Below are 12,583 nucleotides of genomic sequence, written 5' to 3' on the forward strand. Positions count from 1 at the left end.
CATACCTAAGGGTTTTCGAGGATTTCGCAGATGCCGTCCTGCTCATCGTCTTCAAGGAGGCTGAACGGGTTGCCTTCGTGGGCTGCAAACGCTTCGTAGTCGCCTGTCCGCCCATCAGGCGAGCGAGCCTCCTGCACATACTTCATCCCAAAATTGCGCTTAAACGCCTGAATCGACCAACCGTCCACGATGAACTCACCCAGGCCGTGACTCAGATGCTTCCAACCGGTCGCTGGGACGATGACCTCCGGGCGCGCGGACCCGCTCACGATGCGGCGTATGAGGTCCATCACCTCTGCGACGTCGACTTGACCCACCGGCAATGGCGGAATCTGCCTCACCGCTGGCGGATGACGGCGCGCCTCGGCCAGGATCCCACCGAGCTGCGGCAGGAGGGGGCCGTGATCCTCCGCCTCGTCCCACACTCGGCGATGAAGGCTGGATAGAGCCTCTCGAGCACCCTCAAACGCGTCATCCGCGATGCGACGGCGACGCCAGTCCCGCCAGAGCTTATCGATCGCACCGAGCCAGTCCGTTGCCCACTCGCCGGCCACCGGCCGGCACCCGTGTATGACGAGGTCAGGCCCGTTCCACTCTGGCGGCGCGGCCGTGCGAAGCTTCGCCTCCAGCCCGATACGCTCGGACTCGTTCATGGCCCAAGTGCACGCATCCCGTACCTCGATTTTGACGTGAGGCCCCATAAAATAACGGACCGCTTGCTGATCCCACCTGTGCTCCTGCTGGATCCTCGCCGCGGATGCGGGAATGCCCTCGGACTCCAAAGCGTCAAGGACTGGCTTCCACTCCGCGTGGTCAGTCACCAGTCCCATTGGGGCGCAATCGTCGCCTTCTAACGCATCTGTACTCATCTGGACTCCTGTCGCCACCGGCAGTACCGGCAGACTCTGAGGCCTAGCCCGAATTAGTGGTGGATGGCACGAACCGAACCGGGTAGGGCAAATCGTGTCCATCTTTGAGCGCTCGTCCGTCCGTCATGGCTAGCGTCGCTTAGATTTCAATTACCAAATTCGGATCGAAGCGCGGGTTGTCCCAGACACGCTGCTGGGGCGGCCAAGGCCCGTAGCCCTTGGCGTTCGACACCACGCGCGTTGCACCGATCACGGTGTCCTCGGACTCGTGGGTATGGCCGTAGATCCAGAGGTCCGCGGGCCGCAGCTCAGGCCGGCCATTTGCGACCGGCTCCGGCCACATCAGCGAGCCCAGGGCGCTGCGATATGCTGCGGTCAGGACCTCTTCGTCGGACAGCCGCGCACCGGGATCGTACGGGCCTAGGCGGCGCGCTCGGCTCGGGATCGGTGCATGATGCGTGACGACCACCAGGGGCCCGCCGCGCGGCTTGCGCATTTCGGCTTCGAGGAAAGCTCGGGCTTGGAGGTGCCGAGCCAGGGCGTGTCTCGGCCGGAAGCGATCAAGATAGCGGTTGATCCTGATCTTGCGGAAGTCGTTCATCCGTTCGGTGGCGACCACCATTGCGCGATGCTGGTCACCGAACAGATCGAAGTCCGTCCATAGCGTCGCACCGGCGAAGGTGACGTCACCGATTCGGATGGAGTTGTGCTGCAGCACGTGGATGTTCGTGCCGACTGCTGCGGCCTTGGCCTTCTCGACCGTGCGGTCGATGTCGCAGCCGTAAGCCTCGTGGTTGCCGACGACGTAGATGACAGGTCGATCCGGCACGCGCTCGAGCAGCCACTTCACGCCGCGTTCAGCGCGCGGGATCAGGTCGCCGGCGACGATCATGACGTCGAAATCCGGACGCTCCTCCGGCGCCGGCAGGTTCCAGCCTCGGGTGAGCTCTAGGTGGAGGTCGGACACGGCCCAGAGGCGCATCTCAGCGATCCTCTTCGTCGCGGTGATCGTCGAGCGGTTCGACCGAATTGATCGAATCCAAGACTTCGTCCGGCAGCTCTTCGATCGCGAGCGCGAACACGACGTCCGGCGAACCGCACAGCGGGCACCGATGATCCTTTCCGTCGTACTCGCACTCGCCGTCGCGGCTGCAGGCGGCGCAGCGAAATCTGGCCATCGCTAATCCTCCTCCGGTTCGGGGCCGCCGCGATGTCCTCCGGCGGCCGACGAAGGCGTCGGCATCCCGGTCTTAGCGGCGCACTGTGACCACACGCGGCTTGGACGGCTCCATCACGCGTACAGGGTGGAGGCGTCCGTTGGTGCGGGCCTCCACGAGCGGGCGGCCTTCTGCGTGCGCTCGCAGCGAACCTTGATGAGTCTATCGCAGGCGCGCGCAAGCAGGTCGCGCCGGCGGCCATCGCTAACTTCGGACCCGCCTTGTGCTGATGGCGATCGCAGACCGGGTGGAAGAGATCCGGGTGAGTCTCGACCAGTTCAACCCGCCAATTTCGCACGACGCCTGGCATTACCCGACCTCAAGACAACGTCAACGCGGAAGAACAAAGCAGGAACAATGGGCGGTGTCAATAGCAAGATAGCTAGCTATCTATGTGTTTCGACACCGCGAGGACACCCGCCGTCCGTGGAGCGCCGAGTGTGGCCGGGTGGCTTTGACCCCTAACCGGCATCCAATTGTCGATCGACGTTCAAATTTGCTCTCCGTTCGCGCGGCGCCGTTTGACGGTAGCGCTCAGCTCGTCGGAGCTGGCCGGGATTGCGGCGACGAGTTGAGCGCGGGTGCGTGATCGTTGTCTCGTGCTTTCGTTGCCTGTCTCGAGTATGTCGCAGTGATGGGTCAGCCGGTCGAGCAGCGCAGTGGTCATCTTGGCGTAGCCGAACGCACTGGGCCATTCGCCGAAGGCGAGATCGGTGGTGACGGTGACGGAGGCGCGCTCGTAGAGCCGGCTGACGAGATGGAGCAGAAGCTGGCCGCCGGATTGGGCGGAAGGGCAGATATTTGAGCTCGTCCTGGACGATGAAGCCCATCCGGGTCAGATGCTCGGCAAGCCGGCCCTGCCGTCCGTTGCGGGTCTCGATCTCGGGGCGGTCGACGAGATGGACCACGTTTTAGAAGTCGCTACTGGCACCGAGTCCGACGCGGCTCCTGGCGATTGCCATTGCCAAGCAGGTCTTGCCGGTGCCCGGTGGCGCCGACCCGCCCGAGGTTGCGTTGCTGGGCGATGAAGCCGCTGCCGGCGAGGTCATTGACCAGCGCCCGGTTGATCGGCGTGCCAGTCGAACTGGAATTCCCCGAGATCTTTGACCAACGGCAGCTTGGCGATGGTGAACTGGTACTTGATCGAGTGGGCCTGCTTCTCGTTGATCTCGGAGTTGAGCAGGTCGCCGACAATGCGCTGAGGTTCGTGCTGGCGCTTGTACGTCGCCATCCAACTCGATGAAATAGGCAAGTAACACCAGAGCGCGCTCGATGCGCTCGATCATCGTTAGCTGTGATGGTGTGGCTCCTTGCATTGCGGCGTGCTCGTTTGTGCACGGCAATCGGACCACCGGGAGCCACAAAAGTCCTTCGTAATCCCTGGGAAATGTCTCTGATTGACAAGCTTTCCCATTCAATACCGCCTGGCTGCAACCTCCTTTCTCTTCCAGCCGCCTACCGTTTGCCTTTTCCAGCCAGCCGTAATTGTGCATGCTGTGACAATGCTATTATTCCTTGCGAACGTCTTAGAGCAATTGGATTTGGCCCTCGAACACATATCGAAGGGCGATGTGAACAATGCCCGCTTCGGAGTGATGTTGACCGACAACGCCCTTGAACTGGTGTTGCATCAAATCGCCAAGGACAAGGTATCGGAGCTCAAATCATTCTCCTTCCGGGGCGAGGTCTATGAGCACCAAGCGGCCCTCGACAAAGCTTTGGGTCGGACCTTTCCAGAAAAAATCGCTTTTGCCAGATTGATGGATAAGATGACCGAGGAGGTCGCGCAGACCGTGCTTATCATGCATGGCGTGCGCAATGAAGTGTATCATGCAGGCTTGCAGCACGAGGCGATACTGCCAGGCCTTGCTATCTTCTACTTCGATGTTGTGTGCGCGTTCCTCAAGGACTACCGGCCATTGTTCTTCGGGTGGTCATCGGGTCAGCGTCTCCCCGACCGCTCGAAGAAATACTTCAAGGGGCATGCTATCTTTCCCGGCAGGATCGAGGATTTTGCAACGGGCTGTGGCACATTGTCTGCCGCATGCGCGCACAACAGCGTCACTACGGTTGCCACCCTTTCCGATCATCTCGACGAGATCATCGAGGAACAGGACGCGTGCATTGGGATCGTAGCCCAGGGGTCTACGAAAATCAGCGGACGACAAGGGATCAGGCGGTGGTCGATTGCCAAACCTGGCCGCTTGCCTTCTCGCAAGAGGGGCTTGCCTTCGCACAGGAACGCGGTTTTTCCGGAAATCGACTTCAATTCGTCGAATGGCTCGGTAAAAACTATCCCCTTAAAGCAAAGCGCGACCCGATCCATCGTTGGACACAGCGAGCGGCGAAGCTGCGCGCGGAAAAGAATCCACACACGGCACTGCGACATTACAAGGCATCTATCGTGGAAACCGAGCGGCTACGGGAGTGGATATCGGAAGCGGCCGAGGCGTGCGAACGCGAAATCGACGCAGCGATTGATCGCGCACGCGGGAAATAGTTTCACCTATATCGGTACGGCGATCCTACATAAAATTCCGGAAGTCGAACACGTCATCGACCATATTGGGATTCTTTTGAATAATTTGCGCGAAGCGCTGGGAATATTCGAGTGTCACCGGCAATTTTTTATAGAGCGTATTGTTATTCCAATCCATTTTCGTAAGCCCGAGAATTCCGGCGCAGGTATCGTGCCATCCTCCCGCTCCCGTAAATCGCTTGAGCCGGAGCGGGGACGGAATTGGTTTGAGATTGCCCTCTTTGTAAACCGGCTTGGGCCCGGTCATATGAACTCCGTTCACGCTGCCTTGCGACCAGAAAAATGCCGTATCGGAGGTCAGGGGCAAGTGCGTCCCGCGGAGAAGGGGGTAGCCGGAGGCACGTTTGTTCTGGCCATAGGCGAGCGCCATCCAGTTCGATGATTTTACAATCTGGACAAGCTCAACATTCGTCCGATCGCTGAACGCATCGAGCGTGCCCAGGATTTCCTCCCCCTTGAAGGGAGTGTTCTTGTGTACTGTGACCTTCTTGGGAGGGCGGCCTGAATGGCCGCTCTGGTAGATTTCAAGGCTGCGGGACATCACGGCCAGCATTTCATTGTAATCGAGGTACGGGTTGCCGCGCCTATCCTGCGTGAAACTCTTGGTGTCATAGGCAACGAACTGAAAACCGGTGCCATCGGGGTCGAACACCTGGCTACAGCAGGTCGTATAGTCAGTCCCGTCGCTGCCTTGTTTCATTGCGTAGCTGATGCCGATATAGGCCTCATCCGGGTTGAGACCAGCAAGCTTCCAAGGGATGCCTCCAGCTTTTGCGTAGAGTGCCACGCTAAGACCCCACATCACATTCGCGCGGCAGCTCCGCTGCACGAGCGTCTTCTCTAGGACGATCTGGATCGGAATCCGGCTTGGCGCGCAGTATGCCTTTAGAAAATCATGCAGATCGAAACCCGGCGACTCGAAACATGTTTCCCACGAATTCGGCAAATACATCAGCAAAACGTCGAACTCAGCCCGATGGAGGGTGAGCTTCCCGATTGCATCAAAGATTTGCCGGGCGAGTTCGTTGCGATTGCCCTGAAGGGCGAGCTGGTTGAGATCCTCCGGCATTTCGAACCGGCGTGCTGTCTCAGCAACTAGCGGGGTGCGAAACAGCGGTTCGAAGCCCGGATAATCCTGGAGACGGTCCTTGATAGAGCAAGGCGACAAGGACGTGAGATCCTTTCCGAACGCTTGCCGCAAGGCTAGTTCGTCGCCCCACGCCAGGATCGAGCTGCCTTTTGTCGCGATGATCCGATCGCGTGCCAGCTTTTCAGCTGCGTGGATATCATCCCAGTCCTTGGGAGCCGCAAAGCTGAGATCGAGGCAAGTGTCGGGCAGTTCTACCAACGGAAGCGCGTTCAGGCGGAGAATAGGCTCGCCGTCGCCTGCTCCCTTGCGTGGAATAGAAACGGCTTGAGCGCCCTCTCGGTCGATCTTCTCGCTTAGTTCTTTTGGCCGATCTGGGAATTGCTTCCAAATCCGCGACATCAAGGAATCGAAAGTCTCGATCTCGATAAGCTCGGCGCGCACGCCCTTGGCGAGCGCGGCTTCCAACAGCGATGTCACGGGTGGAAGCGGCGTTCGTCCCTTAAGCGTAGTCCAGTAGAGGCCATGTGGGAAAGGATTCGGTCCTTCGAGCACGCGGTGAAAGAGCTGCATCACACTCTCGTCGCGGCCGCTGTAGCCTGCCACGATCATGCCGAACCGATTGCCGGCGCTGACAAAGCAATCGCCCATTTCGGCATTCTGGGATTTCAAGTCTTCGGCGAGATTTTTGATGCTCGTGTAGCGAAAGTCACCGTGGAGCTTGCAATAGATAGGAAAGGCGTCGTTGTTCAGCGCCTGCTTTGCGGCATAACTACCTTCCAGATGAAACGCGGCAAGACTCTTGCCGGTGACCTCGGCGACAGCGCGTTCGACGACAGTGTCGAAATTGGTCGTGAAGACCACTTTGATTGCGCCCATACTGAACAGGCCGCCAAACACCCGATGGCCGAGCGTGAGGGATGACGCCTTCTCAGAAAGCTTTGCTTGCAGATAGCGGCTTTGCCGTTCGAGGTCGGCGCCAAAGATCAACTCGAAAGTTCGGCTGTAGGCCGTGGGATCGCTCGTCGCGGGAAAGCCGCGCGACATCAAATAGGATTCAATCTTTTCGCGGACCGCCGCGTTCTGAAGGTCGTTCGACGAAACGTCCCGATGCTCCTCGGAACAGTAGTAGCGGCGCTTCAGATCCCAAATGATATCCCAGGCCGTAGGCAAACCAGCGCTTTGGGACGCCCCAGCACCTAGCATCCAGGCGAACATGCCTGGCGCTTCCGTTACGATGCGGATGAACTCTGCTTGCTCCATTGGTTCAGGCTAGCTTCGCTCTCTGGGACGAGCAACTAATGATAGATATGTGTTATAGATACACCTTATAGTTTGGGAGCTTGATTGGGCTTAGGGCAGGGCGCCTGTGGCTTCGCAATGCCTAGCGACTGGAACGCGCCTCAGAAGCTGCCCGCCAAGGAAGCGTGCGTGATTTGTTCTTTCGCGTGAATGGGGTATTCTGGCTGTCCACAGCTTTCCGGCGGCCTTCCGAGCCCCCACAATTGTGGCCCCGCAGCTGAGTTAAGGTACTGAAAAAGCTAAATAGTGGTTGGGGCGACGGTTTGTCGTTCCTAAAAATTATCAAGCCCCAGTTGATTTATATGAAAATTTTCAAACTGGCTATCGGTTTGAATGCATGCTATATTATCAATTATGACTAGATCAAAAGGACAACTTCTAAACCAACTCGATAAGCTCCTCCCAGAGGGGCTGCTCGTGGATTCAGCCTGGCTCAAACGCCACGGCTACTCCGCCCAGCTCCAAAATCTATACGTAAAATCGGGCTGGCTTGAACAGCCGGCGCGCGGCGTCTTCCGGCGGCCACGGGGCGCCTTAAGCTGGCAACAAGTGGTCATATCCCTACAGACCATCCTCGAATATTCGCCGCTTGTGGTTGGCGGCCGGACGGCGCTCGAACTGCAAGGCTATGCACACTACCTTCCGCAATCGACAACGCGCGTTGATCTCTACGGACCAAAGGCCCCACCGCATTGGGTTCAAAAGCTGCCGCTGTCCGTCAAATTCGTCTACCACAACGACCGCCCGCTCTTCAAAAACGATCCCGTCGCAAAAGGCATAAGCAGCGTTCGTTGGAACGTTGAAACGGGAAAGATGCTCGACGTCACGGCCTTTCGAGGAGGCGACGTAGCCCAACTGAACTGGGGACAATGGGATTGGCCCTTGACTCTATCGACACCTGAGCGCGCCGTCTTTGAACTGCTCGACGAATTGCCCAATAACGAAAGTTTCGAACAGGTCGATGCACTACTTGGCGGGCTTCCAAACCTTCGACCCGATCGCCTGCAAAAGCTCCTGAAGGATTGTACGAGCGTGAAGGTTAAGCGCCTCTTCTTCTACTTTGCCGACCGCCACAAGCATGCCTGGCTCAAACGCCTTAACAAGGAGAACGTCGATCTGGGACAAGGCAAACGCATGCTCGTCAGAGGTGGTGTTCTCGATCCGACCTATCAGATAACCGTCCCGGGAGACCTCGATGGCGTTCGCTGACGTCTACAAAAAGCAGGTCGCGCTGCTGCTGCGCGTTCTTCCGTTTGTTACAGACGAAGAGTGCTTCGCCTTGAAAGGCGGCACCGCGATCAATCTGTTCGTTCGCGATATGCCGCGCCTCTCCGTCGACATCGATCTGACATATGTTCCAGTCGCCCCACGCGCTGAATCTCTTGCGGACATTGACGCGGCGATGAAGCGCATCGTCGGCAAAATCGAAGAGAAAATCCCCGGCGCGCAGGTCCACGAGACCCAAAAAGAGGGCGCCATCGTTAAGCTCGTCGTTCGTTCGCAGAACGTCCAGATCAAGATTGAAGTCACGCCGGTGCTGCGCGGATGCGTCGGCGTACTTGCAGCGTGCTGACACGATTGCGTTTGGCGAACGTACGATTTCTATTCCGCAGATCGTCGTCATTCCAAAGCGCCAAACTACGTTCCGGTTCGAAAACTTTGATTTGAAGAATCTGGAAGCGATCAATGTCCAGCCTGTTGAGGATGGGCTTATCGTTCAGAACTTGCGCACCGAAGCGAGGACGTATCTAGCCAAAGCCGTGGACGATCCTCGCGAGAGTCGGATGGAAGATTATCTCGTTCGTTATCTGATCGAGCGCAATGAAATCGACTACGACGCTCACGCCGACTTGCTTTACAAACTTGCCGGTCAGATGATTGCCCGGCTCCGATCGTACCTGACGACGGATGCTGAGATTGAAAGCGCATTGCTTCGCCATGGCCGGCAATTGGCCGAGTTCATCTTTTCGCAGATGATGCAGCACTACAAGGAAACACCGCTCGCGGAAGAAGATTATGAGGTTCGGGTTACACGCGGATTTACGCTACTTAAGTCGCAGCCATTGAACATCGCGCCCGGACAAAAAGTGCGCGACTTCCGGCAGGCCGTAGTCCCGGCATCAGAAACTCGGCGTCAGGTGTTCGGCGGATTCAAGAAGTGCTGCTACCCGCTTCAGAAGTTTGACTCCGACCCCGAACGCCGTCTTGCGGTTCTCGTTGAGGCTGAGCCGTCGGTTGAGAAATGGATGAAGCCAGGGCGGGCGCAATTCCAGATCGAGTATAGGTCGGGGGAGGGGTATGAGCCGGACTTCGTCGTCGAAACGAAGGACCGCTCGCTCATCCTCGAGGTCAAGGCCCGCAACGAGCTCGAAGATCCGGTTGTCCAAGCGAAAGCCGCGGCCGCCGCGAAATGGTGCAAGACGGCTAACGTTCACGCCGAAGCAGCGAAGATGAAACCGTGGCAATACGCTCTTGTGCCCGATGATCAGATTATGGGGGCCGCCACACTCGACGGGCTGATGGCAAAATTCGCGCGATGATAGGCGGAGCGATCAGTCCGAGCGGTACACTTTATATTCGGGCTGCGGAACGCGCTTCTTCGGTTCCCAATCTGGAAACTTAAGCACGTCCTCTTTTCTTAGCTCCGCAGCCAGCTTGTTGACATCCGGGCGTCTGACGACATGGCGTACCAGAACCTGTGGCCATAAGTCCTTGTACAAGATCGGGGACGAGCTGGCCGGGGCTAACGCCACCAAAGCATCGCGGGCTTTTTTGCGTTCGGCGTCCAGAAAGGCCGTTGCTTCGTTTGCAGACATCTCGTGCAAGGAACCAAACAATTCCGTCTGTCCTGTTTTTCGCTCCGCACTGTCAACCTTCGCCGTGGCTCGCGTTGCCGCCTGGGCCTCAAGCGCCCTCACCTGGCAGTCGCGAAAGACCTCAAGTCCGACGTCATGGCGTGTCCCGTAGAAGAGGGAGTAGAGCGCTCGATCTTTATCCGGCCGCAATATGGTCGTTTCGCAGATGTGCTTATAGTTGCCGGTCGATAAGCATTGGGTGAAGGCATCGATCAAGATTGCTTTGCGCTCGTCCGATGTCTGCGCTGTTGATAACCGGGTACGCCAATCGCCGAAAGGCAGCAGCTCGTTCAAGCCGGCGACCACGGCAGGGTCATCGATGCTTGCCGCGCGGTTTATGAACTCAAACATGAAGTTGAAGAGGACTTCAGAGTTGTCGCGCGCGAGGATCGGTTGAAGTGCTTTCAGCGGAATTCGCCAGCCTTTGGGATCAAGCAGGAAGAACGCGAAAGCCCTTGCCGGAATCGTTGCCAGGATCGTAGGAATGAGGCTGATAAAGTCTCCCTTTTCGGGAATGACATTGATGTCCGGAAACTTCGGCTGAAGCGTTAGCAACTGTTGGAATGCGGCTGGAGTTTTCTCGACCAGAATTGCCGACATCGTCACGTCGCGTCCTGCGGCCTTCCATGAAGCCTTCGCCCGCCGCAGCGCCCTGAGCGCTATGCCAAATGATGTATCCTCGAACTGTTCGTTCGAGCTTTGCCATGGCCCCGCGAAGCCATCGACGTAGACGATATGCGGATAAACGCTGGCCGTCTTGTGTACGAGAGCTTCGAGATATTGTTCAAGAAGCACATGCTTCACATAGGACTGCTCGCGGCCTTTATAATCTTCTATATCGACCATGCCTATTCGGCTGCATCGGCGTAGTTCGACTTTATCGTTGGAAATTGACTCCAGTCTTCACCGTCGAGATCACGCCCGCCCGACTTGGGACGCAGCCCTCCCCATTGTTTGAAAAAGAATGCAACATTTTCGGAAATGCATTGATCACGTACTTCACGCACCCATTCCGGTCTCATCGGGCGGGCGCGAGGGCCGCTCTCGCCGCCGACGATCACCCAATCGATCCCTGTAAGATCCACCTTTCCAATCGGACCGATAAGCGGTTCGATGGACAGGAACCGAATTCCCGCGGGCGTCTCTTGCAAGTGCTTGATCCGGCTCTTCTTGCCTCCGTCCTCAACTGAAACGCCAAACCAAATGTGGCCCGGTCCACGTTCGTTGCCGTAGCGGCGTCGCAGAAAGTTACGCATGAGCGATGAGCGCTTCGTCAAAACCTGGAACGTGTGCCAGTGCGCTTTCTCCATGGTGTCGCACACCTTCGAAATGAAGGATGTCGGAATCTCCTTATGGAAGAGGTCGCTCATGGAATTAACAAAGATCATGCGCGGTTCGCGCCAACGCAGAGGCTGCTCGAGCCGCTCCGGCCTCAAGGTCAGATCGAACCCTGTCTCGAAGGGGTGGCCTGGTGTGCCTCGAAAGCGCTCGGAGAAGCGCTCGGCGTAGCAATTGTCGCAGCCGCTGCTGATCTTGGTGCACCCGGTCACGGGATTCCAAGTCGCATCCGTCCACTCGATTGTCGTTGTATTCGCCATGCCCAAACCGCCGAGAGAATGCTCAACCTAGCACATCTGGTGGTAGAATGACCACCGTTTGTCGCCGAACACGAAAGGGTATCGAGAATTCCTTGCTTTTGATTGAAGGTACAGCGCGCCGAAGTAGGGCCAAAGTGGCGCGCCATACCTGAGCTGTGCGGCGACCTCGAGGCCACTCCACGTGGGGTCGGGCAGTGGCCGCTGTAGTTGTTTCGGTTCATCCCAAGGGGCGAGCATCCGGGATCTCGATCCGGCATTGCAGCAAGATGTTTGTAAGGTGCTGGGAGAGGCTACAACTGTTGCGGGAGCATGCTATGCTGGCCTGATTTTTTGTCTCTTCCTTTCAGCTACCGAGACTAGGTGATGACAATCAAAGTGACACGCAAGCATCCTGTTTCCAAAAAGATCTACGACAAGCACATTCAACTTTTCCGCTATCTCAACGATGCTTGGATATTTACGCATCTGCTTCGGCCTGAATTGGACAAAAAGGCGGAGGAGCTGCGCAGCAGCAAGTCGAATGCCAAGAAGGAATACTCGGTTCCAAAACGAAACCAAGAGGTCGTGAGCAAGCGGCGCGATAGGGATGTCGGTGACGTTTTTAAAGCGCAGTGCGATCGGGGAATTTTCGAGACAAATATCGTCGCGATAGTGTCTCGCGTCGAGGCATTCATTCAAGATTGCCTTAGAATTGCGATCCTCGATAAGCCTGAGAAGCTTGTCCTGATCGGCGACAAAAGCATTCCCCTCAATCTCTTTCTGGAATTAGAGGACCGCGATGTCCTTCTCGAAGCCGTGATCGAGTCACGCTGCCAGGAACTGCTATTCGCGAAACCAAAGGATTATTTGGAGAAATTCGCAAAGGTCCTGTCGATCGACATCAGGAGCGAGATCCTTGAGAGCTTCATCGAAATGAAGGCGTCGCGGGATGTTATTGTCCACAACCGGGGTGCGATCAACAAAATCTATGTCGAAAAAGCCGGAAGGAAGGGACGGGGGACAGTCGGAGAGGAATTGATCGTGGACGAGCCATATTTCACAGACGTTATTGAAAACGCTAAGTTGCTCTCAGGTGCAATTCAGCGCGAAACGGAAAAGAAATACAAGTGAATCCAT

10 protein-coding genes and 2 pseudogenes are annotated in these 12,583 nt (G+C 57.2%); 5 read left to right on the top strand and 7 right to left on the bottom strand.

Annotated elements, in window-relative coordinates; translation table 11 throughout:
- Positions 1-5 precede the first annotated feature (5 nt).
- From XH93_RS11200 to XH93_RS11215, 4 genes and pseudogenes are all read right to left on the bottom strand, one after another.
- Positions 6-653 (bottom strand): hypothetical protein, encoded by a 648-nt coding sequence (locus XH93_RS11200; protein WP_194473534.1) that lies wholly within the window; start codon positions 651-653, stop codon positions 6-8.
- 355 nt (positions 654-1,008) lie between these two features.
- Complete coding sequence (locus XH93_RS11205) at positions 1,009-1,851, bottom strand: metallophosphoesterase (RefSeq protein WP_194473535.1); 843 nt, start codon at positions 1,849-1,851, stop codon at positions 1,009-1,011.
- Position 1,852: 1 nt separating this feature from the next.
- Positions 1,853-2,047, bottom strand: a complete 195-nt coding sequence (locus XH93_RS11210; RefSeq protein WP_194473536.1) for a hypothetical protein — start codon at positions 2,045-2,047, stop codon at positions 1,853-1,855.
- A gap of 529 nt (positions 2,048-2,576) precedes the next feature.
- Positions 2,577-3,317, bottom strand: a pseudogene (locus XH93_RS11215) (ATP-binding protein).
- A gap of 888 nt (positions 3,318-4,205) precedes the next feature.
- Here XH93_RS11215 and XH93_RS11220 point away from each other — a divergent pair.
- Positions 4,206-4,586, top strand: coding sequence for a hypothetical protein (locus XH93_RS11220; protein WP_194473537.1), 381 nt, complete (start codon positions 4,206-4,208; stop codon positions 4,584-4,586).
- A 25-nt stretch (positions 4,587-4,611) separates the two neighbouring features.
- On the opposite strand, the gene XH93_RS11225 is transcribed toward XH93_RS11220, so the two are convergent.
- On the bottom strand, positions 4,612-6,975 hold the full coding sequence (locus XH93_RS11225; protein WP_194473538.1) for an SIR2 family protein: 2,364 nt from the start codon (positions 6,973-6,975) through the stop codon (positions 4,612-4,614).
- A gap of 393 nt (positions 6,976-7,368) precedes the next feature.
- Between XH93_RS11225 and XH93_RS11230 the strand changes: the two genes are divergently transcribed.
- The 3 genes and pseudogenes from XH93_RS11230 (at position 7,369) to XH93_RS11240 (ending at position 9,554) form a co-directional block, all read left to right on the top strand.
- A complete protein-coding gene (locus XH93_RS11230; RefSeq protein ID WP_194473539.1) occupies positions 7,369-8,223 on the top strand; it encodes a type IV toxin-antitoxin system AbiEi family antitoxin domain-containing protein in 855 nt (284 codons plus the stop codon).
- Positions 8,210-8,566, top strand: a pseudogene (locus XH93_RS11235) (nucleotidyl transferase AbiEii/AbiGii toxin family protein); the annotation flags it as partial. The gene XH93_RS11230 and the pseudogene XH93_RS11235, both read left to right, overlap by 14 nt.
- Positions 8,567-8,573: 7 nt before the next feature.
- Complete coding sequence (locus tag XH93_RS11240) at positions 8,574-9,554, top strand: TnsA endonuclease N-terminal domain-containing protein (protein WP_194473541.1); 981 nt, start codon at positions 8,574-8,576, stop codon at positions 9,552-9,554.
- 12 nt (positions 9,555-9,566) lie between these two features.
- On the opposite strand, the gene tcmP is transcribed toward XH93_RS11240, so the two are convergent.
- On the bottom strand, positions 9,567-10,715 hold the full coding sequence (gene tcmP / locus XH93_RS11245) for a three-Cys-motif partner protein TcmP (RefSeq protein ID WP_194473542.1): 1,149 nt from the start codon (positions 10,713-10,715) through the stop codon (positions 9,567-9,569).
- A gap of 2 nt (positions 10,716-10,717) precedes the next feature.
- Positions 10,718-11,467 carry a DUF5131 family protein gene (locus XH93_RS11250; protein WP_194473543.1) on the bottom strand — a complete coding sequence of 250 codons (750 nt, stop codon included), beginning with the start codon at positions 11,465-11,467 and terminating at the stop codon, positions 10,718-10,720.
- Between the two features lie 363 nt (positions 11,468-11,830).
- Between XH93_RS11250 and XH93_RS11255 the strand changes: the two genes are divergently transcribed.
- Positions 11,831-12,577 carry a hypothetical protein gene (locus tag XH93_RS11255; RefSeq protein WP_194473544.1) on the top strand — a complete coding sequence of 249 codons (747 nt, stop codon included), beginning with the start codon at positions 11,831-11,833 and terminating at the stop codon, positions 12,575-12,577.
- Positions 12,578-12,583: the final 6 nt, after the last annotated feature.

The sequence above is a fragment of the Bradyrhizobium sp. CCBAU 51753 genome (genome assembly GCF_015291565.1).
Classification (GTDB): Bacteria; Pseudomonadota; Alphaproteobacteria; order Rhizobiales; family Xanthobacteraceae; genus Bradyrhizobium; species Bradyrhizobium ivorense.

Excerpts from the sequence above, each read along its gene's own strand:
- tcmP (WP_194473542.1), bottom strand. The coding sequence starts at position 10,715 with ATGGTCGATATAGAAGATTATAAAGGCCGCGAGCAGTCCTATGTGAAG.
- XH93_RS11200 (WP_194473534.1), bottom strand. The coding sequence starts at position 653 with ATGAACGAGTCCGAGCGTATCGGGCTGGAGGCGAAGCTTCGCACGGCC.
- XH93_RS11210 (WP_194473536.1), bottom strand. The coding sequence starts at position 2,047 with ATGGCCAGATTTCGCTGCGCCGCCTGCAGCCGCGACGGCGAGTGCGAG.
- XH93_RS11225 (WP_194473538.1), bottom strand. The coding sequence starts at position 6,975 with ATGGAGCAAGCAGAGTTCATCCGCATCGTAACGGAAGCGCCAGGCATG.
- XH93_RS11230 (WP_194473539.1), top strand. The coding sequence starts at position 7,369 with ATGACTAGATCAAAAGGACAACTTCTAAACCAACTCGATAAGCTCCTC.
- XH93_RS11205 (WP_194473535.1), bottom strand. The coding sequence starts at position 1,851 with ATGCGCCTCTGGGCCGTGTCCGACCTCCACCTAGAGCTCACCCGAGGC.
- XH93_RS11255 (WP_194473544.1), top strand. The coding sequence starts at position 11,831 with ATGACAATCAAAGTGACACGCAAGCATCCTGTTTCCAAAAAGATCTAC.
- XH93_RS11250 (WP_194473543.1), bottom strand. The coding sequence starts at position 11,467 with ATGGCGAATACAACGACAATCGAGTGGACGGATGCGACTTGGAATCCC.